This window comes from Marvinbryantia formatexigens DSM 14469, from assembly GCF_025148285.1.
Lineage (GTDB): Bacteria > Bacillota > Clostridia > Lachnospirales > Lachnospiraceae > Marvinbryantia > Marvinbryantia formatexigens.
Window position 1 is genome coordinate 1,120,128 of sequence record NZ_CP102268.1, and the last position, 23,940, is coordinate 1,144,067.

Below are 23,940 nucleotides of genomic sequence, written 5' to 3' on the forward strand. Positions count from 1 at the left end.
ATACACATTATAGCACAGTTGACAAAAGATGCAAGCAGATTTTTATGGAAAAAGGACCGCCGTATCGCGCGGCAGTCCCTCTTTTTTCCTTTATCCCCGTCTCTTTACAAATCAATCATTTCTACATTCACGTCCGGCTCGTCCGACTGTCCCTGCACCATGACAGGTTCCTCCGTGCCCTGCGCATCCTCTGCGCGGCGCGGCGCTGCGCTCTGCGGTGCCGCCGGCGTCTCCGGCTTTGCAGCCTCTTCCTGCTTCTGCACCGGTGCGTTTACCTGTCCCGGTCCCGGCTGTGCATGCAGTACCTGGGAAGCATTTCCGAAGGTTTCCCTCACACTCGCCGAAGCGTCCGCCACCGGCTGTGCAGTATAGGTTCTCTCCGGAGCCTTTCTCGCAGAATCCATGCCGTTCGGCATATTCTGCTGCGGGTTATAATAATAGGTCTGCTGCATATTCTGTTCCTTGCGTGTAAACTCCCTGCTATCCTCCGCCTGTCCTCTTGCTTCTTTAAGGTCTTCCTTCAGGTCCTTGTTGCGAAGGCTCTGATTGATCAGGAAGAACAGAAGCAGTACGGCAAAGCCCACCAGACCATACATGATTTTCATCAGAAGGTCGATGCGGTTTGTCAGGTCCTCGTTTTCGTTTGTTAGCGTGGTCACCTGGTTTTTCGCCTGCTCGTATTCAATCTGCCGCTGCGCCGCCTCGCTGGCTGCCTGCTCCGACTGTCTCTGGGCTTCCTCCGACGCCTGCTGCGCTTCCTGGCTTTCCGTCGCCTGCGTCTCCGTCTGCGCCTCGCCCTCTTCCGTGGTCACATACAGCGTATAGGATACCCGTGCGCCGTTCGCCGCCTCTACCGTGATATAGACCGTGGTGGTACCGTCCTCGCCGATCTGCGTGCCGCTGATGTCCGTAATCCTTGCGGTTGCATCCGACGTAACCGGGTCGAGCAGCAGCTCGGTCGTGCCCGCCGGGACAGTAACATTGTACTCCCATGTGGAATATACAAATTCCGGTGAACAGGAGGAGGCGTTTTCCAGCCCCAGGCTGTACAGGGAATTATCCCCCGATGAGGCGGACGCCGTCATGCACATCAGCCACAGCGCCGCAACGATAATGGAAACCGCACAATGAAATGTTCTTTTCCGTGTTTTCATGATATTACCTCTCTTTTGCACTTTTTATAATGTTGCGGACGAAAGCCCCCAACTATGATACTTCATCAATGGCTTTTCCGATGTCATGACGATAATATTTGTTATCAAAATCAATCCAGTTTACTGCCTCATAAGCGTTCGCGCGTGCTTCTTTCAGGTCTTTTCCGGTGGCGGTAACGCCGAGCACGCGTCCTCCGTTTGTCACAATGCCCGCTTCTGTGCGCTTCGTGCCGGCATGGAACACATAATATCCATCCTTGTCCGCAAAGTTTTCCAGACCACGGATAGGCAGCCCCTTTTCGTATTTTACCGGGTAGCCGTCAGAAGCGAGTACCACGCAGACCGCCGCATTATCCGCAAACTCCAGGTTTACCTTATCAAGCGTGCCGTCAATGCACGCCTCAAAGACATCCACAATATCCGTCTTCATGCGCGGGAGCACCACCTGTGTCTCCGGGTCTCCAAATCTGGCGTTATACTCCAGAACCTTCGGACCGTCCGCCGTCAGCATCAGACCGAAGAAAATGATGCCCTTAAATTCTCTGCCCTCCGCCGCCATCGCGTCCACGGTCGGCTGATAAATATATTTCTGACAGAATTCATCAATCTCTTTTGTGTAGAACGGACTTGGGGAAAAGGTTCCCATACCTCCGGTGTTCAGCCCGGTATCGCCGTCGCCCGCGCGCTTATGGTCCTGCGCGCTCGTCATGGTCTTAATGGTCTTTCCGTCCACAAACGAGAGCACGGACACCTCTCTGCCTGTCATAAATTCTTCAATTACCATGCGGTTTCCGGAAGCGCCGAACTGCTTATCCAGCATGATGGTCTTAACGCCCGCCTGCGCTTCCTCCAGTGTATTGCAGATGAGCACGCCCTTTCCGAGCGCCAGCCCGTCCGCCTTTAAAACGATCGGGAACTTCGCCGTCTCCAGATAGGCAAGCGCCGCCTGCGGGTCGTCAAAATTCTCATATGCCGCCGTCGGAATGTGATATTTCTTCATCAAATCCTTGGAGAACGCCTTGGAGCCCTCCAGAATCGCCGCGTTCGCGCGCGGTCCGAATACTCGCAGCCCCTCTTTTTCAAAAACATCCACAACACCGCCCACCAGCGGGTCGTCCATGCCGATCACCGTAAGGTCGATTTCTTTTTCCTTTGCAAATGCCGCCAGTTTTTCGAACTCCATCGCGCCGATATTGACGCACTCGGCATATTGCTCTATGCCGGCGTTTCCCGGCGCGCAGTATATTTTTTCCACTCTGGGACTCTGTGCGACCTTCCATGCAATCGCGTGTTCTCTGCCGCCGCTCCCTACAATCAGTACCTTCATTTTTCTCCTCCGCTTATCTTCACTCTGCCGTCTTCCACCTTCACTCTGCCGTTTGCAATCAGGTTTATCGCCTGCGGCATAATCTGCCACTCAGCCTCTTCCATCACGCGCCGCTGCAGCGTCTCCGGCGTGTCGTCCTCCCGCACCGCTACCGCCTTCTGCAGGATAATCGGTCCGGTATCCGTCCCCTCATCCACAAAATGCACCGTCGCCCCGGTCAGCTTTACGCCGCGCTCCAGCGCTTTTTCATGCACCCGCAGCCCATAGTAGCCGGTTCCGCAGAAAGACGGAATCAGCGCCGGATGGATATTGATGATGCGGTTTGGATACGCCTGCACCATTTCTTTTGGAATGACCACCATACAGCCCGCCAGCACAATCAGATCCGGCGCATATGACTGAATCTTCGCGAGCAGCGCCCGGTTAAATTCGTCGCGCGTCCCAAACGACTTCGGGGAAACACATACGCCCTCAATACCCGCCTGCTCTGCGCGCTTCAGCGCGTAGGCATTCGGGTTGTTGCTGATTACCGCCGCAATTTTGGCATTGGTAATTTTTCCGGCAGCCAGTGCATCGATAATCGCCTGCAGGTTCGTCCCGCCTCCGGATACCAGCACTACCATTCTCAGCATAATTCCACGCCTTTCTCACCTTCGGCAACACTGCCGATGACATAAGCCGTCTCGCCTGCCGCCTCCAGGGCTGCAACGGCTTTCTCTGTATCCGCCGCATCCACGGCAATCACCATGCCGATGCCCATGTTGAAGGTATTATACATCATCTGCTCCGCAATCTGTCCTTCCTTCGCAAGCATTTTAAAGATTGCCGGAACCTCGTAGCTGTCCTTCTTTATCACTGCCCGCACGCCGTCCGGCAGCATTCTCGGAATATTTTCATAGAAGCCGCCGCCGGTGATGTGGCTGCAGCCCTTCACGCACACGCCCGCTTCCTTTACGCTGCGCAGCGCCTTTACGTAAATTCTGGTCGGCGCCAGCAGCGCCTCGCCCAGAGTCTTTCCAAGCTCGTCATAATAGGTATTTAAGGATGCCGCATCCATCGGGAATACCTTGCGCACCAGTGAAAATCCGTTGCTATGTACGCCGGAGCTGGCGATGCCGATCAGAGTGTCGCCCGCCTTGATATTGTCTCCGGTAATCAGATCCTTTTTATCTACCACGCCCACCGCAAAGCCTGCGATGTCGTATTCGTCCTCCGGCATCAATCCCGGATGCTCCGCCGTCTCGCCGCCGATCAGCGCACAGTCAGACTGCACGCAGCCCTCCGCCACGCCGCCAACGATTGCAGCGATTTTTTCCGGATAGTTTTTGCCGCAGGCAATGTAATCCAGGAAAAACAGCGGCTCACCGCCTGCGCAGGCAATATCGTTTACACACATTGCCACCGCATCGATGCCGATGGTATCATGCTTATCCAGAATAAACGCCAGCTTCACCTTGGTGCCGCAGCCGTCCGTGCCGGATAAGAGCACCGGCTCCTCCATATTTTTAATCTTCGCCAGTGAAAACGCGCCGGAAAATCCGCCCAGACCGCCCAGGACCTCTTCCCGCATCGTGCGTTTTACGTGCTCCTTCATCAGCTCCACGGATTTATATCCGGCTTCGATGTCTACGCCCGCATTCTTGTAATCCATAACTGTTCTCCTCTCGCCTGTTCCTTTTTATTCATGAAGTCCCGGATTTGTTACTGTTCACTCCGGCAACTTTTTATGCCCTGCGCCTTCCGGGTGCGGCATTATCAGTATGCTTTATAGCCAACTTCCTTCAGTCTCGCATCCTTTGCCTCCACCTGCTCCTTCAGCTCCTTTGAGTAAGCCTTCAGGCGCTCCAGAAGAGCGTCGTCAGAGGTGGCAAGAATTTTCGCCGCAAGCAGTCCGGCATTTGCACCGCCGTTGATCGCCACAGTCGCCACCGGAATACCGGACGGCATCTGCACGATGGAGTACAGGGAATCCCTGCCGCCCAGAGAACTGGTATGCATCGGGATACCGATGACCGGCATTGGGAAAATCGCCGCGCACATGCCCGGCAGATGCGCCGCCATGCCCGCTCCCGCAATGATGACCTTCCAACCCTTTGCCTCGGCTGATTTTGCATATTCAAAAAAGGTATCCGGCTCGCGGTGTGCGGAAATGATGGACATTTCGTATTCCACGCCAAGCCTGTCCAGAATGTCCGCCGCCTTTGCCATAACCGGCATATCAGAGTCGCTGCCCATTACAATTCCAACTTTTGCCATGATATTTTCTCCTTTAACAATTCTGTAATAACTGTTTCCATTGTACTAATTCTTTTCTTGCTTGTCAACATCCATCGGGCGATTGTTACGGTTCTCTCAGTTTAACGTAACGGACTGTTCAGCTCTTCACAGCCCGGCAGAACAAAACGCCCGTCCTCGATAATGGGGATACGCGCGCCTTCCGCCGTAATCACCTCAATCAGTCCCAGCTCCCGATAGGGAATCGTGATGTCCGTATGGCATCCGAAGTACGCTTTTGCCACGTCGGTTTTACGCAGCAGAGACACCTCGTTGTCTCTGGCGATGATCTCTTTGCCGTCCGGATTGAACACCGCCGTGTCCTCCGCCCAGCTATAGCAGGTATCGCCGACCGCAAAATGCGGTCCCATCTTTTCCGCAATCAGAATCGGCAGCTTATCCGCGATCTGATACTTTTCCGCCACCATGTATGCTGTGGTATTGGTGCCGATCGCAAATTCGCCCATCGGCAAAGTGTCGTGGTGGAACAGCACGTTTTCGCGGATATATCCGCGGTTTGCCTCTTCCGTATCAAAATTAGTACAGGTATAGTCCGTAATCATGCCGTCTGTAAAGGTGATGTCCAGATTATGATAGCAAAGTCCGTTCAGATACACCTCCGTGACATGCAGCCGTCCGTTCGTCCCCGAAAGTCTGGGGGAAGTGAACACCTCGCCCACCGGAATATTCACATCCGCCACGCAGTTTTCAAACAGTGTTTCCTTCTCCGGATCCTTCAGTTCAGGAAGCTGCACCGTCAAATCGGTATGGTTGCCGTTCTTTCCAAGGATGTGCACCTGCACGCCCGTATCCAGCGTATCGATGATGGTCTGCTGGATGCGCTGGTAAAGATGATAATCCAGCGTATTAATCTTTACCGTCTCCCGGAATATCTCTTCAAAATTATCCCCGATTTCCGGCACCGGGAACGCGATAATCGTGAAGCTGCGCTCCTCGCCCTTAATGTAGCGGTTTGTGATCTGCATCGTTTCATTTGCCAGTTCCACGGAAAGATGCTGCTGCTTTTCGGAAAGCCGGTAAGCCGCATCCTTATTCTCCGGTGCAAACGGATTTTCCCCGAAGGTCTCCACAAGCGCCGGACCGGCATGTACATACGCCAGCTCCTTATACGTTTCGTAAGCTGTGCGCAGCACGCCAAGCTTGCGCTCCACAAATGCCTTATCAAGGTAAATGGCACTGTCACCCTTATGGTCGTAATCGAACTGCGGGTTCGGAACAGCCCCGTAATACCCGACACGCTCATGCTGCCGGCGGTTGACGCTGTGCGCCGCCGCCCGGTAAATCACCGGCTGCAGCCCCATCTGCGCAAAATTTTCTATCGCCCTGCGTATCATCCGCTCAAAGCCGAGCCGGTAGCGGATATTCACCGTCTTCTTTTTCGACAGATCCTTTTTTCCGAGAATGAAGCCGATGCGGTAGCCCTCCGTGTAAACGGACGCCATCCTGTCGATTTCCTCCTGCGGAAGGGAATTTAAAAACGCCGCCGTCCGCAGCTCGTTTTCGGAGACATATTCGCCGTACCGGTAGAGATAGCGCATGTCCGTCAGATCGGATTCCGTGATAATGCGCACGGCAAAATCCAGCGACGGGTCCACCGCCCGGCGGACATGCTTTTCCACCAGCATATCTGCATAGTCGCTCACATGCCAGTAAACGATCTGCTGAATCCGGCGGTAGGTGGGAAGCTCCTCTTCCTCAAAACAGTTGTAAACCTCGATAAACAGCTCGCACAGGGAAGTGATATCCGCCAGCTCCTCCTCAAAAGCCGCCGGAATCATGCTGCGTATCTCCGTATATAAAAAAGAAAGAATCCGCCCGTGCACCTCTCCGAGAGTATCTACCGCGTAAGCCGGATTTCCATAGCTTGTATCATACTGTTCCGGAAGGATGTCCTCGTAAAGCGCATGGTTCACCTGCTGCCACTGCTGCAGAGAATACGCTTCTGTCTTTCCCCCGGAAATCTCTCCGTACAATTCTTTTATCTGCAAAATAAACGCCGCTGTCTTCTGGAAATAGCCTGCAAACGGCTGCGGCACCTCCGCGCGGTCCGCAATCTGCGCGATCCGCTCCGAAGCCAGAGCAAATCGTTCCAGCACAAGTTCGTCCTGCTGCATCATCCATTCCCTCCTTCTACACCCCAATCAGATACAGCGCCAGCCAGATGACAAATACGGTCCCGCTGAGCACCGAGCCGATTTTCGGATATTTATATTTGATATTTTTTTCTGAAAAGCTGCGGATGCCGACAATAAAGCCTGCCAGAGCAAAAATCAGCCCGCAAAGCCCGAACGCCCCGGCATAAATTCCGGCGTCTCCGCGCATATAATAGGAGGCGTAGATCATCGCCAGCAGAAATACCAGCGAAATGCCGCCCATGATTGTCGAGATAATCCCATTTACAGAATTTTTCTTTTCCGTGAAGGAATACATCATCTTTTTAGCCATATCGTTTTCTCCTCACCTGGTTGCATATGGTAAATATCAGAAATCCAAGCACGCCGCCGATGGTATTCAGCATCAGGTCGTCGACATCGAAGCTGCCGACCCTGGAAATAAGCTGCGCGCACTCCACCAGCAGGCTGAATTCAAAGCTCAGGAACGTAATCACAAAGAAATTGCGCGCCTTTCTGTTCAGCACCGGCAAAATCGCCCCGAACGGCATAAAGCAGATTACGTTGCCCGCCAGATTGGTAAACACCGCCAGGAACCCAAGCTCCTCCCGGTATGTCCAGAAACGGTGGATTTCCTTAAACGGCTCCAGATTGTAAGCATACTCCCGCTCCGTGTACATTCTGTCAAAGCTCTCTGCAAAAAACAGAAAGTAAGTCAGCAGAAACAGATACAGGATAAACAGCACGGTGCTGAGCGCCTGTATTTTTCGTTTTGTTTCTATCTTCACCTGAACACCCCGGTCTACAGCATTACATGTTTCCGCGAAGCAAGAAGTCTCGCCCCGTTCACAACCGCCAGAATCCCCGCGGCAAGACCAACCACGATTACCAGTATACCAATCACGATGTCACCGGCGCCCGTCGCGCTCAGTGTACGGTATATTTTTTCGTTTTCATTCATAGTCCGTCTCCTTTACTGCTTTCTATCCTGCTATTTTACGCCGTACTGCGCATAATACGCATCGATCGCGGCTTTTATTTCATCATTAATTATGATATTTCCCTTATACGGTTTATTATGCAGATATTCCACCACTTCTTTCATGGTGACAATGGCGTTCGTCTCAAAACCGTACAGCTCCTTCACCTCATCGAGCGCGCACTTCTTTCCGCCCTTTCCGACCTCCATGCGGTCCAGCGACACCATCAGACCCACGATTTTCACGTCCGCTGCGCCGCGTACCTTGGGCACGGTCTCCTCCATCGATTTTCCGGAGGTGATCACATCCTCAATCATCACCACGCGGTCGCCGTCTTTTAATTTGCTGCCCAGAAAGCCGCCCTTATCCGCGCCGTGGTCCTTTTCCTCCTTGCGGTCGCTGCAGTAGCGTATCTCCTTGCCATACAGCTCGCTGAATGCAATCAAGGTGGTTACCGCCAGCGGTATCCCCTTGTACGCCGGTCCGAACAGCACGTCAAAATCCGCGCCGTATCTGTCATAAATCGCCTTTGCATAATACTCTCCCAGCTTCCTGAGCTGCGCGCCCGTCACATAACCGCCCGCATTCATGAAAAACGGGGACTTTCTGCCGCTTTTTAAAACAAACTCGCCAAACTTCAACACCTGGCAATCCACCATAAACTCAATAAATTCCTGTTTGTAGCTTTCCATGTTTCCTAAAACCTCCATCTTTATGGGTCTGCTCTGCCCTTACTCTTTTCCGGATACTTCCCGCGTTCTGCTTTCCGTCTGATTTCTTATAGTATCTTTGCATTCCGGAAAGGAACGGTTAAACTCTTTTCAATTCTAACATATCCAATAGGGTTTTTCAATTCGGGAATTTCATAAGATTAAGGATTAATTCCATTCCGACGCATAAGAAAAAATTGCTGTGTCATCACAGCAATTCACAAAAAACGGGTTTTATTCCCGCAATGAATATTCTTTGCATAACTCTTCCAGCACTTTATAATCCAATGCTGATTTTACATATCCTGCCGTTATATCTCCTTCCTGCTTTTGTTTATACAACAGCTTAGCATTACTGGCAATCTTATCCTTGTACTTACGAATAAAGATAATTTCGTCTTGTATTAAATCTCTATAACGCAAGTCTGTCTCTGAATCTATATCATATAATTTCAGCTCTTTCTCCGGCACTGGTATCATATGGCTGATACGCAAAGTTCCCTTTAATTCTTTAACACCCTGGCTGTTCTTCACAACAATCCTCATAATTGGTACAATACTCTTTCTTATCACCCTGTTCTGCCCTGCCACTTGATAATCTGATTCTTTGGGCGAAGACATAGGAATATAATAACAAAATTCCTCAATTTTTAAGCAAATTCCTATGTATTTTCTCGTATGCGTCCGATGGTTTTCTTTATTAGAATACACATTCGGAACCTTTTGTCTCAAGAAATCGACATATCGGTCTGATATGCTATAAATTTTAAATTCATTTATCATTTTGCATTCTCCATAAAAGAAAAGGAAGTGGACCAGCACTTCCTTTGAGTTTAAAACTTCCCACTATATGGCAGGGACTCTCCCGAGTTTAAAACTTCCCACTATATGGCAGGGACTCTCCCGAAGATAGTCTCCTATCTGTATTTATATTATATGCCAGCTACCCATAAAAAATCAACCATTTTTGAAAAAATTATTAATTCTTTGCTAATCTCAATGCCTCATTTATTACACTATTGTCTGCCATCACGAAATCCCGCCGGTAAAATTTCTTCCTGCAGACTGTACAGAGTTACTTCGCCGGACCCATGATTTGCTGCCAGAATTTTAACCATATTTTCCTCATGGTATACGCTTATCTGCGTCGGTCCCACTCCCGCCTCCAGAAGTGTACGGGCATCCGTTTCCAGATTTATCAGTTCCAGTTTCTTTTCTCCTCCGCGGCTTCCGACAATTAAAAACGGCTTTCCAAAAAGCTCTCCAATCCAGATAACATGCCCGAAATCAATGTCATAACGCCGTATCTGCTCATAACCGGTATCTGTTATCCGGTACACAGCCGCTGTATTCCCGTGAAATGGCTCTATGACGCCCGCATACTTTTGACCATTCAGCTCTGCAATCGAAATATCACTGGTGGGTGTTGCTGTCAGAAGTACAGGAACCGCCGTGTCACCGGGCCGGTAACCGGATAAATCAAAGTGCATCACCCCATTCTCCGCACAGATATAGACCTGGTTCTCATCTTCGATAAATAATCCATGATTTTTTGTCAGACCGTCAAATATTTTTGTCATTTTCCATTCGCCCTCCGGCTTATCCGGAACCGGTATCATAAAAAGCGCCCCCGGTTGCGACCAGTCCTCCTGGAAATCCTTATCACGGCAGAGCTGGCATCCCAGAATAAACAGACCATTGTCATTTTTCACCACTCCAATCCGGTGGCAGAATGGAAGCCGGAATACCTCACGCAAATTCCACGGACTCATATACCCCTTTGCCGTCGGCTCCAGCAGGCAGACCGCCGCCTCCTTTGACTGAAACACCGGATAAAACCGTACAATCGCCAGCAGCTTTTCCTGTCCCGGAAGCTGGACAATATTCATAACACCGGTATCCCCTTTCCAGAGAGGTGCATATTCCCCGGTTTCCGGATTAAAAATATACGCGCTCTCCCCTTTCGCCTCGCTCGCTGCTGCCAGATAGCGTTTTCCCTGCAGGGACAATTCCGCTGTCACATATACCATCGACAAATCTGCCATCTTCTTTTTCTCAATCTTCATAGCTCTTTTTCCCTTTCGTGGTTTTCCCATATGTTTTTCTAACACACATGCACTTCATCAAATGCCGGAAGCAATCATACTGCTGCTGAGCGCGCTGCCTGTATCCGTTTCAGCTGCACATCCAGAAGCACTGCCAGCACAATAATCGCGCCTGTCACAATCGACTGCGCCAGAGCTGGAACCCCCAGAAGGTTCATGGCATTTACAATCAATGTAAGAATCAGGGCGCCAATGATTGCTCCAAACACACTGCCTTCTCCTCCGGACATGGAAGTTCCGCCAATTACAATAGCGGCAATCGCCGTCATCTGAAACGTATCTCCCATTCCCGCCTGTGCCGCACTCTGGCGCGCCACCTGCAGGATTCCACCGATCGCAGCTCCGCAGCCGCTGAGAATATACACAATAAATAATGTCAGCAGCGTATTGATTCCGGAATATTTTGCCGTGGTATAATTAGCACCCACACAATACACCTGCTTTCCAAAATTGCTTCGCTGAAAGCAAAGATACATCAGCAATGTTACGCCCAGGGCAATTATCATGATCACCGGAAAGCCGAAAATATTCCCCGATGCAAGGCTGCGGAAGCTTTTCGGAAAACCCGAAAAAATATCAGACCCCATCAATATCAATGCCAGACCATTTGCAATATAGCTTACGCCATACGTGGAAACAAACGGCGGTATTCTTACAACGCCAACCAGAAATCCGTTGATCGCGCCAAACAATATTCCCACCAGAATCGTCAGGATGATTGCCGCAGGCACAGAAAAATCATTATTCAGAAACCATCCGCACGCACATCCGCACAGCGACATAACTCCTCCAATCGAGTTGTCGATGCCATGCGTCAGAATACAACCGGTAGCGCATGCAGCAAGAACCAGTAATACAGAAGACTGACGCAATATATTCATGAAATTACTTACCTTAAAGAAATTGTCGGAAACAAGCGCCAGTACCAGACACATCACTGCAAGAATCCCTATCCGGTAAAGTCCGCTTTCAAAGAAAATGCCGAAAAAATCTTTTTTCTGATTTTTCATAATCACTACGCCTCCTTCCTTGTTTTCAGAAGTACGTCAATGGAAATTGCCGCCACCACAATAACTCCCATCAGAAATGACTGTGACTGGGGCGATACCCCCGAAATATTCAACCCGGTTTTCAGTATCTGAATAAACAACACACCCATGACCGTCTTAAAAATATTTCCATTCCCCTCCGAAAAGGAGTTCCCGCCGATAATCGTTGCCGCTATCGCATTAAACTCCCACTGCTTTCCATAATCGGGATGTCCGGACGCAGAACGCGCAGCAAACAGCACACCGGCTATTCCGACAAGCACACCTGCCACTGTAAACACCATGATTTCTGCCTTTACCGGATTAACCCCGCCCAAAAACAGCGCTTCCCGGTTTCCTCCCAGACCATACATATTTCTTCCAAATGCAGTGCGGTACACCAGAATCCAGACCATAAAAAATACCAGTATCGCCAGTATCATAACCATTGGAATCTTCCACACACTTCCATCCGCCAGAAACCTAAAATGCTCATTGAGCGCCGGAACAGAAATTCCACCTGTAATCAGGGAGCCAATCCCATAAAACATGGTTCCAAAGCCGAATGTAGTAATGTATGCCGGCACCTTAAACCGTGCGATAAACACTCCGTTCAGCAGACCACAGCATGCACCTGTCAGGATTCCCGCTATCGCGGAAAGCCAGACCGGTATCCCGGCGTTTATCATCATGGCGATTATCACTGTGCAGAACGCCATATTGTTTCCAACCGACAAATCAATCTGCCCGACCAGCACTGCCATTGTCTCTGCCAGCGCCAGTATCAGAAACGGCGATGCCTGTTTAATAATATTCACAGCGTTTCCCCATGTCAGAAACTGCTCCCCTGTAAAAGCAAACGTAATAACGATAATCGCAAGCATCCATACCACAGGTTCCACACTGCCCGCCGCCTGCAGCACGCTTCTTCGCGGTTTTTTATTGTTCATTGTCCATCCCCGCCTTTCGCTCCGAGCATATAACCCGCAATGTTCTTATCCGACAGCTCCTCCCTCTGAAGTTCCCTGACAATCTTTCCTTCGTACATAATATAGACACGGTCACACATACCGATAATCTCCGGCAAATCACTGGAAATCATCAGAATTCCCCCGTTCTTTCTCACAAATTCATCCATCAGATTGTGGATTTCTTCCTTTGCTCCCACATCCACGCCGACGGTAGGCTCATCAAAAATCAGAAACTCCGATTCCGTCACCATTGCCTTACCAATTACTACCTTCTGCTGATTTCCGCCGGACAGATTCCCGACAAGCTGCGTCCTTCCCGGTGTTTTGATTGACAATGCGTGAATCATCTCTTCCGCCTTCTCTGTTTCTTTCTTCTTATTGTAAAAGAAGCGGCTCCAGCGCCCAAACGCACTCAGCGCTATATTCGCCGCCACCGAAAAGCGCAGAACCAGCCCCTCATATTTTCTGTTTTCCGGCACAAGATAAGCTCCGCGATTAATCATTGCCGATACTGAGCGTGGTCTTATCCGCTCTCCCCGGTAATAAATTTCGCCGGACAGAATGCGGTTCATGCCAAACAGACTCTCTGCCACCTCCGTACGTCCTGCACCGACCAGCCCGGCAAGACCGACAATTTCTCCCCGGTGAACATTCAGGGAAATATCCTTCTGCCCCTTTTTCAGATTAACGTGCTCCATGCGCAGCAGTTCCTCTCCCTGCGGATTAATCCTCCGGCTGTAAAAACTGGAAACATCACGCCCAACCATGCGTTTTACAATTTCTTCCTCATTCATGCCTTCTCCGGACATCGTCCCCACATGATGCCCGTCACGCAGTATTGATATCTTATCCGCCAGCTTTTCAATCTCCTGCAGTCTGTGAGAAATATAAATAATGGCAACGCCCTCGCGTTTCAGCTCCAGAATCTTTTTCATCAGACTGTCCACCTCGCGTTCCGACAGAATTGCGGTAGGTTCATCAAAAATAATCATTCTCGGCTTCAGATTCACCACACGTGCAATATCAATCATCTTCCAGACAGAGGCGCTGAATTCTTTTACCGGACGGGTAACGTCGATACAGACGCCGAAGCCCTCCAGCAGTTCTTTTGCCCTTCTTTCCATCTCTCTGACATCAAACAGACCGGTTCCCGGTCTTTTGGGCTCATGGTTCAGAAAAATATTGCGCGCAACACTTAAGTATGGTACCAGCATCAATTCCTGATGAACGGCTTCTATGCCGAGTGCGGATGCTTCCAGCGGACCGGTAAGCTGTATTTCTTTTCCCTCATAATATATTTTCCCCGCGGTCGGCTTGTAAGCGCTCAGAATAATCTTTATCATCGTTGATTTTCCGGCTCCGTTTTCACCAACCAGAGCATGTATCTCTCCGGCGTAAAATTCGATATTCACATCCGTCAGTGCTTTCACGCCCGGAAATTGCTTGTCTATATGTTCCAGTTTCATCAATGGCGTCATATGCATCCTCCCAATATGAAAGTGTAAGGGTGCCCCGGAAGTATTCTTTTCGGGACACCCTCATTTTTTAATCCCTAACTTGGGTCTTTCCACCAAGCCAAATTTTCAATATAGTTATCAATGTTGGACGCATCAATCACAACATCATCCGCTGTCTGGAAATCCGGCCATGCCACATATTCCGGGAATAAATCTCCATCATTCAGATAGTTCACCAGAAATGCCGCCCCAATATATCCCAGCGATACCGGGTCCGGATTCACAGAAACGGTAAGCGTCCCCTCCTGCATTGCATAGGAGGCATCCTTATTGCAGTCGATTCCGGATACGCCGATACCGCCGTCCTCAAAGCCAAGTTTCCAGCCGGCATTTTCCATTGCGGCAATCGCGCCCATCGCACATTCATCGTTTCCGCCGATAACCCAGTCAATATCATCCTCGCTGTATTTCTGTATCAGATTCTCCATAACGCTCATGCTGGTTGCTCTATTGAAGTTTCCTGGCTGCTCCTCAATCAGATTCAAATCCGGATATTTCTCAAACACTGCATGCGTGGCATTAATTTCATCAATCGCGTTCTGCGCCTGCTGCGGACCGGTAATGTAAACAACATTTCCCTTGTAGTCCAGCTTTTCTGCAAGATATTCCGCAATCAGTGTCGCCTCATCCGCATATTTTGTTCCATACCAGCCGTATATTTTGTCTGTATTCGCCTGCGTGCCCTGCACAAGCACCGGGATACCGGCATCCCATGCCTTTTCCAGCGCCGGAACGATTCCATTGGAATCTACCGGATGAATGCAGATAGCGTCTACGCCGCTCTGAATCATATCTTCCACAAGACGGACTTGATCTTCATTGCTGTCCGCTGTCTGCGGGGAAAGCAGCATGGCTTCAAAGCCGATATCCTCCGCTGCCTTGCTGAAACCGTTCAGCACCCCGTTCATAAACGGATTCGTATTATTTTTTACAATCATGGCAATCGTATAATCGCCATTTACTTTCACATCTGTGGTTGCAGCCCAGGACAGTCCTTCTACCGGATATTCAATCGACTCCGGTCTCTCAGCAGCCGGGTCATTGAAAGCAACGCCCTCCGCCATTGCTGTCATGGATGTAGTAAGCAGCAGAGTCGCTGCAGCAATCGCCATTAGTTTCTTCATAGATAACCCTCCTTTTTCGTGAATTATGTCTCTTCTTTTCCGGCATTTCCATAAACATAGCTCTTTTCCCAGTCATAGCGCTCCTGCCAGTCGGGATATTTGTACTCCCACATAGCGGCATCGCGCGGATATTCGTACATTCCGCCGCTCTTCATGATGCAGGCAACCATTCCCGGATGATTTTCCCGGACAATCCTCTGGAGCTGATGCGGATTGATTTCACTGCTTGCCCAGTTTTCATAATGATCCGGAATTACTACCTTCGCGCCAAGATTTTCCGTCACGCGCATCACATCCCACGGATTCATTTTATCGGTTCCTCCCGGAGCATTGTATCCCATATCCGTGACAACCACATCAATCTTGTTGCGCTGTCCAACCGCCTTATAGCCATCGTTATACAGCGTATCACCCAGAAAGATTACCGAATGCCTGCCCGTGTCAAAAATAAAGGATACTGCATTCGAATCAAAGTCAAGCGTATCTCCCGGCTTATAATCTCCCGTCATACATGCCATACTGTCATAATTACGCTCTACCTTTACTGTTACATCCAGACACTGGAACCGGTCGCCCGGCTTTACCTCCACGATGCGCTCTTCCGGTACGCCCCACTGGCGGAACAGGCTGCAGGTATTCTTTGGTCCGACAAATTTGCAGTCTGTTGTCTGCAGTGTAGCCTGTACTGTGTAATAATCCGCATGGTCCTGGTGATGATGCGTTGCAAACACATAATCCAGCCTTTTAAACTTCCACGGGTCGATTACATGCGGGTTAATCCGCATCCAGTGCAGCTTCGGCGCCCCGGTCGTCCGGCATACACCGCAGTATTCGTAATTGCTGCACAGAGAGGATCCCGAATAATTGTCTACCAGAAATGTTGCCCCGCCTGCCGATTTATACGCCCAGCTCGGTCCGCCCAGCATCCACATTCCAAAAGACCCTTCCGGAAATTCCGCCTTCTCAATCTCCTGGTTCAGCATACAGTGCCATTCCGGAAAGCACTCCTCCAGCCAGATTTCCCTGGTCATTTTTCGTGGAACCCCTGTCCCCTTACTGTCCGGAATCGAATCCTCATACCGGCGGATTTCTTTCTTTTCATCAAATACACCCATAAAAAGCCTCCTTCTCAAATTGTAATGTGCGTTCTGCTGTTTTCTTTTTCTCACCTCTTCTGAAGTTGTACAGATTATACCATGCTATATTACTTTAGTAAATGCAATTATGTGCAATTTTGTATTTTAATTTGCTGATTCTGTTTATTTTTTGTACATAATTCCATTTTTTCTATTTATTCCCACCAGAGCGACAAAAAACCGGCTCTCGCCGGTTTTTCTTCCACTGTTGTTATCTGCCCGTTATTTTATCCTGTAATTCCAATACGGCTGCTGCCGTTATGGTATCTGTAATTAAAACATCTATGAGTTTTCCGCGAAGCGCTCCCAGCATTCCGCGTACCTTTGAAGGTCCGTGCGCAATCACTATGCGCTCTTTTCCGTTTACCAGATATTCCCACGGAATGCTGACACACTTCCGGTTCCATTCACAGTCTATCCAGTTTCCGTCCAAATCAAAAAACTGAGCGCACAGACTTCCCGCCGCGCCTTTCTTCTGAAGTTCATGACGGTGCTTCTCCGTCATATATCCCCACCAGTTTGGCATATCTCCTTTTACATCAAAGGTTCCGATGCTCATCAGCATCAAATCACATTTCTTCATCAGATACATTGCATCTGAAACTGCCGGTTCCCGCATCAGCTCTGCCTTAACAGCAAGATCGTCTACATACACCGGCGTATTTAAAACATAAGCCTTGCCGCCAAATGTATTCGCCAGAAATTCTACAAGCTCTGCCGACATATCCTGATTGATGCTGGCGCCAATAGTCTGCACAACCTTCAGATTACAATCGTGCTGCTTCCGCAGCATATGTACCGTCCGCGTTACATTATGGCTGCCCGTAATCCCGAACACACAGTCTCCCTTCAGCCTGTCCGAAATATACAGCGCCGCATAATTTATCAGCCCGTCCATAGCATTTGATGTCTGGTCCCCCTCAAAGCTTGTCAGGACGACGGGATTGCCGATTCCAAACTTTCTTTTTAATTCATTTTCATATGAATGCACGCGCGACAGATAATGCTTTACTTTGATATCAACAATCCCAAGGTCCTGCGCCTTCTGAAGTATTCTGCTTACCTTCGACCTGGAAAAATACAATTTTTCCGCTATCTCCGGCTGCATCATTCCAAGCTCATAATACATATGGGCAACCTGCGAATAAATAGCCAGCTTATCATCCCTTATAGCTCCGTCGTGTCTTGCCATAACCCGCTCCCTTTTTCAGTATTCCTTTGTAGTTGAAAAACACCTGTTAATTCTTTGCAAGCATCACCCTGCAGCGCTTTTTGTAACAGGCAATCCCATACTTCAAAATATGCGTGCTTCCTTCGTCCCGGAGCGTTTCTTCATAATGATTCTCCTCAATCTGCTCAAGCGCCTTCCGGCAGCACTCGTCCAGATTTCCGTTTTCCGCATATTTCACCTCGATCACCACGCCGGTTTCCTCATCTTCCATCATAAGCAGAATATCGCTGTATCCATCTCCCGCTTCCTCATTGGAAGATACGATCCATGCGTTATAGCAGCTCAGGATTCCAAGCAAAATCCCATGATAAAAGTTTTCTTTCAGACGTTTTTTCACAAAGGTGTCCCGGATACTGATCGTTCTTCTCAAAAAATCTGTAAAACGCTTCTCCACCTCCGCCGCATCGCCATCCTGCAGCGCCCGGCAGAATGCTTCTGTATCCGCTCTGTTGCTGCGCATGTCCTCCTTAAAAAGAGCCATGATCTGTTCCGTATAAATTTCCCGTATTTCCATATTCGGAATCGCAAGACAGAAAGTTTTCTTATCCGGCTTTCCCCTTTGCGTGAGATAGCCCGTCGTAAAAAGGACGCTCCAGATGTTATCCACCGTACTGTACATATCCTGATAGGTCAGCTCCTGACGGATTTCTTTTCGAATCGTCTCTCCGGCAACCAGCTTTTCAATCTCCTGTTTTACAGCCGACGTATCCGCCTGCTGTATGAAACGTCTTACCGCATCATTGCTGCTGGTATTTGACCAGTAATTCTGCGGCTGCGCCTCACGGTCTGCCCTCAGAGCATCACAATAATTAATTACATCCCACGGACAGTATACATCAACATTGCCAAACTGGTAACCATCATACCATTCCTTCGCCACTTTATAATTTGCGGACAACCCATAGTATTCCAATAAATTTTTTACTTCTGTGTCCGTAAATCCGAAATATTCATCAAATCTGACCTCTGCAATCGTCAGCACCCGCAGATTATTCAACCCAGTAAAAATGCTTTCTTTTGAAATGCGCATACAGCCAGTGAGCACCGCAAGCTGCAGGCTTTCGTTTGTTTTCAATGTCTGCTCAAACAGGTTACGGATGAATAACACCATCTGCTCATAATATCCCTGTTCAAAGGCTTTCGCCAGAGGCACGTCGTACTCATCAATTAATATAACCGTCTTTTCTCCATGATGCTTAAAGAGCAGCTCTGACAGAACCTTCAGACTGTTGCACAGGGCTCCCTCGCTTACCTCTGCGTCCAGCAGTCTGTCGTAGGCTTCTTTGTCGCGCTGCGTAAGCCGTTCGCTCTCCAGAAGATACTGGAAACGCCTGATTTCCCCCTGGAGCACCGGCACCGCCATCTCCAGCGCTTTTTCATAGGAGATAGCGTTAAGCCCCTTCAGCGATACAGAGATGACCGGAAATTTTCCCATATACCTTTCACACAGCTCTTTTTCCTCCGAAATTTTAAGACCGTCAAAAAGCGCCGGGTCGGTGTTCACGTCAAAAAAGTATTTCAGCATACTCATATTTAAAGACTTGCCGAACCTGCGCGGACGGGTAAACAGATTTACCTTGCCCCAGTTTTCCAGCAATTCCTTAATCATCCCGGTTTTATCCACATAATAAAAGCCTTCTGTACGGATTTCCTCAAAATTCTCGATTCCGATGGGAAGCATCTTTCTTTTTGTATCCATTCCGCTCTCACCTCCTGCCTGCGCCCTGCACAGTTACCGGTTTTCCAGCGCTCCGTTAATATCCTTTACCATATCCTCCACCGCCGCGCGGCTTGCCTCCGCAAAATGCTCCGGACCATATGCAGCATATTTTTCCTGTTTATAAGCCGCAATGATTCCGCGGGAGGAGTTGACGATCGCGCCCAGACCATCCTCATTGAAGAAGTGCACGAGGTCTTTGCCCTGTCCGCCCTGCGCGCCGTAGCCCGGCACCAGGATGTAGGTTTTCGGCATAATTCGGCGCAGCACCCTGCCCATTTCCGGATAGGTCGCTCCCACAACCGCACCGACATAGCTGTAGGTATCGCCCATGCAGGTTTCGCCCCACTCTGCCACTTTTTCTCCAACCAGTTCGTAAAGCGGTCTGCCGTCTACGAGCTGGTCCTGGAATTCTCCGCTGGACGGATTGGAGGTCTTAACCAGAATAAACAGCCCCTTCTTCTCTTCTTTGCAGACATCTATGAACGGTTTTACTCCGTCCGAGCCGAGATACGGATTTACCGTGGCAAAATCTTCGTTAAATGCCGCATAGGATTTGCTGCCCACCTGCACCTTTCCAAGATGTCCGGTCGCATACGCCGCCGATGTGGAGCCGATGTCGCCGCGCTTGATATCGCCAATCACCACCAACCCTTTTTCCTGGCAGTAATCGATGGTCTTTTTATACACCTTCAGCCCTTCTATGCCAAACTGCTCGTACATGGCAATCTGCGGTTTTACCGCCGGAATCAGATCCCAGGTGCAGTCTACAATTTCTTTATTGAATTGCCAGATTGCCTCCGCAGCGCCCTCCAGCGTCTCTCCGAATTCCGCGAACGCCTTCTGTTTGATATGCTCCGGGATATAGCTGAGCATTGGATCAAGTCCCACCACGATCGGCGCTTTTGTTTTCTTAATATTGCTGATTAATTTGTGAATCATATGATTTCCTCCCTGTCTGTCCGGCGTCTTCCGCACCGTCCGGTTTTCAGTATATCTGCCGCTTATTATACCGTATCCACCCCTGTTTGTAAAGGCAAAGCCCCTTCGTAAATGGCGTCACTACCTGCAGTGCTATGGCAAACACAGTAAGAACAAACACTGTTTGTCTCTGTATCCTTACATGGGCAAATATATTCCTTTTTTCCAGAAAGACGGTATCCATGCCGGTGCAGCGCCTCCAGCGTGCTTTCCATATCTTCCTTGTGAAGGATTTCACGGATCAGCGCGTCATCGGAAGCGGTAGCGACCACTTCATTAATCAGGTCAAAATGCTCCCTGGTCGTTGTTATGCCATGCGCCTCCAGCTTTCTTCTGCAGCTATCGTAATCCCTGTCCCGGAACAGCTCCGAAAGAGCCTCCCAGTCCTGGGACAGTGCCAGGTTCTTATAGCTTTCCTCCAGCTCCTCCTCGCTGAATTCATAAATACCTCCCGCTTTCAGCAGTTGTCTCAGTTCTTCTTTGGAGGAAGCGTGCGCCACGGCTTCCACAAATTCTTTTCCTCCGCTGAATACCATTTTTGTTCCGTCTTCTGTTTCCCGAAGTATACTGTCTTTCATTTCTGTCTCCTTTCTCTTCTTCTCGTTTATTGTTCAGTCATCCCACATCTGATATATCCCTCTGCCATCAGCCACTCGGCTTCATCCTTCAGCGTCTCCTCATAAGGCCTTGTATGATAACCCAGTTCCTTCTCTGCCTTGGAATAATCAAACTCGTTGTTTCTTGCCAGGTTGTAAACCGCAAAATTAGTCATCAGCGGCTTTTCCCCTGTCTTTTTGGACTTCTTCTCCATCTGTGCCGCCAGCTTGTACGCCATTCCAATGGGTACATAGAAATATGGCGTCCTGCATCCGCTGGCGGCATGGAGCATCCGGCACATTTCCTTTAACGTTACCTCTTTGTTTCCCAGGATATAACACTCCCCGATCCTGCCCTTATCCGCTGCCGCCACGCAGCCATAAGCCAGGTCACGCACATCGCAGAGATTAAAAGAGCCGCCCATTCCCACAGGCATTTTGCCGTTCATGATCTTGATCACAGTCCCTGTCGTTTCTCCGATTGCGTAATCCTTCGGTCCCAGGATCCCGCTGGGATGGACCACGCATGCCTTCAGCCCCTTCTCCCTGCATGCATCCAGCACTGCCTGCGTAGCCATCGCCTTTGTCTGGCTGTAGCACCCTACCTGCCGTTCTTCATCAATCGGAGTAAATCTCTTCGTCTCACGGATAGGCGTCCCCTTGGACTGCTCCGGAATGGCTCCGGTAGAGCTTACATATACCATTTTTTTACATTCCGGATGCTTCAGGCACTGTTCGATCATGTTCCGGGTTCCGCCTACATTGACGTCCACCAGCTTCTGGTTAAATTCCGCGTTTGTAGTAACCATGCTCGCGCAGTGGATGACCACAGATGCGCTTCCCTTTGGTACCGTAAAAAAGTTTTCCAGGGATGCCATGTCGCACAGGTTTCCTTCCACGATTTCCACCTCATCCGGAATATATTTTACGGATTTATCGCCCGGCAGGACCAGAGCACGCACGCGGTCCCCCCTTGACAGAAGTTCATCACATACATGGCTTCCCAAAAATCCTGCCGCGCCTGTTACCAGATACATTGTCTTCTCCATTTCAAATACCTCTCTTTCTTTTTTGCTCTGTCTCAATTACTGAGCAAACTATAACAGGGGAATGTTTTCCTTCTGTTTGAGAACTGTTTCTGATTTATTAATCCGGATTTTTTTTCGGCAGGCCATTCGCCTCCGATGCCTGTTTTCTGGATTTCCATGGAAATGCCCAGCCGGGCGCAAAGCCCAAATACCGTCTCCTGCAGCTTTTCTTCCGCCAGATTGCTTGTCACGGTCAGCTCTATCGTATCCCGATAGGAGCAGACCGCTATCTTGACCGGTTCGCGCCCGGTGACAGGAAGCACACACCGGTATCCGATGATACAGGAAGCAAATTCCTTCCTGGGCTGCATTTTTCCGAGGTTCGAGAGAACCATCGTGCTGTACCCGTTGTACCGGTACATTGTTTTTAAAAACCAGTTCTTCAAAACAACCGGGGCATACCTGGAAACCAGGCTTTGCTGCCCTGTCACCTGTCCAGCCACCTGGCTGCGCAGGTAATTTTCACTGCATTTATCTGAAAACTGACGCTTTACTTCGCCGATCAGCCGCTCCAGCGTATAATATTCTTCCGGGTCAGCCTCAATGGGAATGCAGGTGAAAAAATTTTTTTCCGTCTTTTTCTGAAAAAAAGGCCGGAGGTTTACCGGTATGGCAACCCTGAACCGTCTCCTGCTCTGCACTGCTTTTTCCCGGTATTCCTGCCAGAGCGCATAAAGGCTTATAGCTGTAAGCAGCTCACAGACCGTCGCATGGTATTTCCGGCATGCCTCCTTTAATTCGGTTAAGGAAAGCTGCCCTGTATAGACAACCACATTGCCCTGCGGCTGTTTTTTCCCGCAGATCCGGAAGGCAGGGGATTTTTTCAGCAGCTTCCACGGTCTTCCGCTCTTTGTCCCAAAACTCTGATACGCATCCCGGATATTCTCCGCCCCTTCCAGACCGTATCTTTTTTCCAGGACATCCCGGGATAAAAGTCCCCGGTAAGCCAGCTGGCAGTACCGGTAGCATACCGCATGGAGAAAATGTATGGCTCCCGTCCCGTCTGTCAGTGCATGGAATGTTTCAAGATGGATCCAGTTCTTCTCGTACAGGAACCGAAACTGAAGTCCTTTTTCCGGAAACGGCCGTATACCCTTATCCTTCTGTCGTGTGATTTCCGGCAGTTTATCCGAATTTTCCAGATAGTACCAGAACCGTTCCCGCTTCAGGCAGACATGAAAAGCAGGAAACGCCGGGAGAGTTTCTTTTACCGCCTGCTTCAAAAGCGCAGGGAGCACCGGCGTTACCAACGCAATGCTGATCCGGTAGATCTGCGGATACTCCCTGGTCGCGATAGCCGGATAAAGATTCCCGCTGCTGTCCAGTTTCATCTTTTTCCTTCCCATTTGCTTTCATCCCTTTCCTTTTTCTGAAAAAGCCATTTCAGACTCTGCGGCGGTGTCTGAAATGGCTTGTCCATAAGTTTTTCCAGCATTTATTTTAAGCCCCTGGTAAGGGGGATCAGACACAGCAGCAGAACGATGCCGAGCAATCCGATCACGATTCCGGGAACCAGATTGGTCCACACCATGACCATACACATCCCGACGCCCAGAAACAGCGCTCCTGCGATTCCAAGCAGTACAGTCCCTATGGTCTTTCCCGACAAGCGGATAGGATTTTTATTTTCCATCTTTCTCCACACAAGTACCATGACCAGAAGCACCACTGCCCCGATTGTCCCCATCACAATCCCCGGCTGGAAAGCATCCCATTCCGGGATCAGCGCCATGCACATGCCAAGCGCAAACAAAATCCCTCCGATAGTTCCCAGGATCATTGCCACAAAATTACTTTTTTTCATTTTCTTACCTGCCTTTCTCTGCACCCTTCTGATACAGGCGCCTTGTTTGTTTTTTCTATATCCGG

Annotated in this window: 24 protein-coding genes; all 24 read right to left on the bottom strand. The window is 49.7% G+C overall.

Annotation, left to right across the window (positions count from 1 at the left end; genetic code table 11):
- Positions 1-104: 104 nt before the first annotated feature.
- Entirely contained in the window at positions 105-1,154 is a 1,050-nt protein-coding gene (locus NQ534_RS05520) for a cadherin-like beta sandwich domain-containing protein (protein ID WP_006862805.1), read from the bottom strand.
- Positions 1,155-1,206: 52 nt separating this feature from the next.
- Positions 1,207-2,481, bottom strand: coding sequence for a phosphoribosylamine--glycine ligase (gene purD, locus NQ534_RS05525; protein ID WP_006862804.1), 1,275 nt, complete (start codon positions 2,479-2,481; stop codon positions 1,207-1,209).
- Complete coding sequence (gene purN, locus NQ534_RS05530; protein ID WP_006862803.1) at positions 2,478-3,113, bottom strand: phosphoribosylglycinamide formyltransferase; 636 nt, start codon at positions 3,111-3,113, stop codon at positions 2,478-2,480. Before purN ends, purD begins: the two co-directional genes overlap by 4 nt.
- Positions 3,107-4,132: a phosphoribosylformylglycinamidine cyclo-ligase gene (gene purM, locus NQ534_RS05535; RefSeq protein WP_006862802.1), complete on the bottom strand. Its 1,026-nt coding sequence runs from the start codon at positions 4,130-4,132 to the stop codon at positions 3,107-3,109. The genes purN and purM overlap by 7 nt, the downstream gene beginning before the upstream one ends.
- A 104-nt stretch (positions 4,133-4,236) precedes the next feature.
- Positions 4,237-4,737 (bottom strand): 5-(carboxyamino)imidazole ribonucleotide mutase, encoded by a 501-nt coding sequence (gene purE / locus NQ534_RS05540; protein WP_006862801.1) that lies wholly within the window; start codon positions 4,735-4,737, stop codon positions 4,237-4,239.
- Positions 4,738-4,838: 101 nt separating this feature from the next.
- On the bottom strand, positions 4,839-6,893 hold the full coding sequence (locus tag NQ534_RS05545) for an aminopeptidase (protein ID WP_006862800.1): 2,055 nt from the start codon (positions 6,891-6,893) through the stop codon (positions 4,839-4,841).
- Between the two features lie 13 nt (positions 6,894-6,906).
- A complete protein-coding gene (locus NQ534_RS05550; protein ID WP_006862799.1) occupies positions 6,907-7,221 on the bottom strand; it encodes a DUF6142 family protein in 315 nt (104 codons plus the stop codon).
- Positions 7,214-7,675: a VanZ family protein gene (locus NQ534_RS05555; protein WP_006862798.1), complete on the bottom strand. Its 462-nt coding sequence runs from the start codon at positions 7,673-7,675 to the stop codon at positions 7,214-7,216. Before NQ534_RS05555 ends, NQ534_RS05550 begins: the two co-directional genes overlap by 8 nt.
- A gap of 14 nt (positions 7,676-7,689) precedes the next feature.
- Positions 7,690-7,848, bottom strand: coding sequence for a hypothetical protein (locus tag NQ534_RS05560; protein WP_006862797.1), 159 nt, complete (start codon positions 7,846-7,848; stop codon positions 7,690-7,692).
- Positions 7,849-7,878: 30 nt separating this feature from the next.
- Entirely contained in the window at positions 7,879-8,559 is a 681-nt protein-coding gene (gene pyrE, locus NQ534_RS05565; protein WP_040784028.1) for an orotate phosphoribosyltransferase, read from the bottom strand.
- Positions 8,560-8,811: 252 nt separating this feature from the next.
- On the bottom strand, positions 8,812-9,360 hold the full coding sequence (locus NQ534_RS05570) for a type III toxin-antitoxin system ToxN/AbiQ family toxin (RefSeq protein WP_006862794.1): 549 nt from the start codon (positions 9,358-9,360) through the stop codon (positions 8,812-8,814).
- A 233-nt stretch (positions 9,361-9,593) separates the two neighbouring features.
- Entirely contained in the window at positions 9,594-10,643 is a 1,050-nt protein-coding gene (locus tag NQ534_RS05575; RefSeq protein ID WP_040783975.1) for a hypothetical protein, read from the bottom strand.
- Between the two features lie 74 nt (positions 10,644-10,717).
- Positions 10,718-11,692 carry an ABC transporter permease gene (locus tag NQ534_RS05580; protein WP_050778334.1) on the bottom strand — a complete coding sequence of 325 codons (975 nt, stop codon included), beginning with the start codon at positions 11,690-11,692 and terminating at the stop codon, positions 10,718-10,720.
- A gap of 5 nt (positions 11,693-11,697) precedes the next feature.
- Positions 11,698-12,660 (bottom strand): ABC transporter permease, encoded by a 963-nt coding sequence (locus NQ534_RS05585; protein ID WP_006862791.1) that lies wholly within the window; start codon positions 12,658-12,660, stop codon positions 11,698-11,700.
- The gene (locus NQ534_RS05590; protein ID WP_040783971.1) at positions 12,657-14,159 is read right to left on the bottom strand and encodes a sugar ABC transporter ATP-binding protein; all 1,503 of its coding nucleotides are present in this window, start codon (positions 14,157-14,159) and stop codon (positions 12,657-12,659) included. Before NQ534_RS05590 ends, NQ534_RS05585 begins: the two co-directional genes overlap by 4 nt.
- A gap of 74 nt (positions 14,160-14,233) precedes the next feature.
- Entirely contained in the window at positions 14,234-15,322 is a 1,089-nt protein-coding gene (locus NQ534_RS05595) for a sugar ABC transporter substrate-binding protein (protein ID WP_006862789.1), read from the bottom strand.
- 23 nt (positions 15,323-15,345) lie between these two features.
- Positions 15,346-16,437, bottom strand: a complete 1,092-nt coding sequence (locus NQ534_RS05600; RefSeq protein ID WP_006862788.1) for an MBL fold metallo-hydrolase — start codon at positions 16,435-16,437, stop codon at positions 15,346-15,348.
- Between the two features lie 232 nt (positions 16,438-16,669).
- A complete protein-coding gene (locus NQ534_RS05605; protein WP_006862787.1) occupies positions 16,670-17,650 on the bottom strand; it encodes a sugar-binding transcriptional regulator in 981 nt (326 codons plus the stop codon).
- Between the two features lie 46 nt (positions 17,651-17,696).
- Positions 17,697-19,388, bottom strand: coding sequence for an AAA family ATPase (locus NQ534_RS05610; RefSeq protein ID WP_006862786.1), 1,692 nt, complete (start codon positions 19,386-19,388; stop codon positions 17,697-17,699).
- 33 nt (positions 19,389-19,421) lie between these two features.
- Positions 19,422-20,348 carry an orotidine-5'-phosphate decarboxylase gene (gene pyrF / locus NQ534_RS05615; protein WP_006862785.1) on the bottom strand — a complete coding sequence of 309 codons (927 nt, stop codon included), beginning with the start codon at positions 20,346-20,348 and terminating at the stop codon, positions 19,422-19,424.
- Between the two features lie 65 nt (positions 20,349-20,413).
- Positions 20,414-20,965 (bottom strand): hypothetical protein, encoded by a 552-nt coding sequence (locus NQ534_RS05620; RefSeq protein ID WP_074679859.1) that lies wholly within the window; start codon positions 20,963-20,965, stop codon positions 20,414-20,416.
- Positions 20,966-20,991: 26 nt separating this feature from the next.
- Complete coding sequence (locus NQ534_RS05625; RefSeq protein ID WP_040781437.1) at positions 20,992-22,032, bottom strand: NAD-dependent epimerase/dehydratase family protein; 1,041 nt, start codon at positions 22,030-22,032, stop codon at positions 20,992-20,994.
- 32 nt (positions 22,033-22,064) lie between these two features.
- The gene (locus NQ534_RS05630) at positions 22,065-23,417 is read right to left on the bottom strand and encodes a hypothetical protein (RefSeq protein WP_157200711.1); all 1,353 of its coding nucleotides are present in this window, start codon (positions 23,415-23,417) and stop codon (positions 22,065-22,067) included.
- A gap of 89 nt (positions 23,418-23,506) precedes the next feature.
- Positions 23,507-23,875, bottom strand: coding sequence for a hypothetical protein (locus NQ534_RS05635; protein ID WP_040781326.1), 369 nt, complete (start codon positions 23,873-23,875; stop codon positions 23,507-23,509).
- Between the last annotated feature and the right edge of the window lie 65 nt (positions 23,876-23,940).

Bases quoted from the DNA above. Each gene is read 5' to 3' on its own strand.
- NQ534_RS05575 (WP_040783975.1), bottom strand. From the start codon at position 10,643: ATGAAGATTGAGAAAAAGAAGATGGCAGATTTGTCGATGGTATATGTG.
- pyrE (WP_040784028.1), bottom strand. From the start codon at position 8,559: ATGGAAAGCTACAAACAGGAATTTATTGAGTTTATGGTGGATTGCCAG.
- purN (WP_006862803.1), bottom strand. From the start codon at position 3,113: ATGCTGAGAATGGTAGTGCTGGTATCCGGAGGCGGGACGAACCTGCAG.
- NQ534_RS05520 (WP_006862805.1), bottom strand. From the start codon at position 1,154: ATGAAAACACGGAAAAGAACATTTCATTGTGCGGTTTCCATTATCGTT.
- NQ534_RS05625 (WP_040781437.1), bottom strand. From the start codon at position 22,032: ATGGAGAAGACAATGTATCTGGTAACAGGCGCGGCAGGATTTTTGGGA.
- NQ534_RS05545 (WP_006862800.1), bottom strand. From the start codon at position 6,893: ATGATGCAGCAGGACGAACTTGTGCTGGAACGATTTGCTCTGGCTTCG.
- purM (WP_006862802.1), bottom strand. From the start codon at position 4,132: ATGGATTACAAGAATGCGGGCGTAGACATCGAAGCCGGATATAAATCC.
- NQ534_RS05630 (WP_157200711.1), bottom strand. From the start codon at position 23,417: ATGGGAAGGAAAAAGATGAAACTGGACAGCAGCGGGAATCTTTATCCG.
- pyrF (WP_006862785.1), bottom strand. From the start codon at position 20,348: ATGATTCACAAATTAATCAGCAATATTAAGAAAACAAAAGCGCCGATC.
- NQ534_RS05595 (WP_006862789.1), bottom strand. From the start codon at position 15,322: ATGAAGAAACTAATGGCGATTGCTGCAGCGACTCTGCTGCTTACTACA.
- NQ534_RS05610 (WP_006862786.1), bottom strand. From the start codon at position 19,388: ATGGATACAAAAAGAAAGATGCTTCCCATCGGAATCGAGAATTTTGAG.
- NQ534_RS05600 (WP_006862788.1), bottom strand. From the start codon at position 16,437: ATGGGTGTATTTGATGAAAAGAAAGAAATCCGCCGGTATGAGGATTCG.
- NQ534_RS05605 (WP_006862787.1), bottom strand. From the start codon at position 17,650: ATGGCAAGACACGACGGAGCTATAAGGGATGATAAGCTGGCTATTTAT.
- NQ534_RS05550 (WP_006862799.1), bottom strand. From the start codon at position 7,221: ATGGCTAAAAAGATGATGTATTCCTTCACGGAAAAGAAAAATTCTGTA.
- NQ534_RS05590 (WP_040783971.1), bottom strand. From the start codon at position 14,159: ATGACGCCATTGATGAAACTGGAACATATAGACAAGCAATTTCCGGGC.
- NQ534_RS05570 (WP_006862794.1), bottom strand. From the start codon at position 9,360: ATGATAAATGAATTTAAAATTTATAGCATATCAGACCGATATGTCGAT.
- purE (WP_006862801.1), bottom strand. From the start codon at position 4,737: ATGGCAAAAGTTGGAATTGTAATGGGCAGCGACTCTGATATGCCGGTT.
- NQ534_RS05560 (WP_006862797.1), bottom strand. From the start codon at position 7,848: ATGAATGAAAACGAAAAAATATACCGTACACTGAGCGCGACGGGCGCC.
- NQ534_RS05580 (WP_050778334.1), bottom strand. From the start codon at position 11,692: ATGAAAAATCAGAAAAAAGATTTTTTCGGCATTTTCTTTGAAAGCGGA.
- NQ534_RS05585 (WP_006862791.1), bottom strand. From the start codon at position 12,660: ATGAACAATAAAAAACCGCGAAGAAGCGTGCTGCAGGCGGCGGGCAGT.
- NQ534_RS05620 (WP_074679859.1), bottom strand. From the start codon at position 20,965: ATGAAAGACAGTATACTTCGGGAAACAGAAGACGGAACAAAAATGGTA.
- purD (WP_006862804.1), bottom strand. From the start codon at position 2,481: ATGAAGGTACTGATTGTAGGGAGCGGCGGCAGAGAACACGCGATTGCA.
- NQ534_RS05635 (WP_040781326.1), bottom strand. From the start codon at position 23,875: ATGAAAAAAAGTAATTTTGTGGCAATGATCCTGGGAACTATCGGAGGG.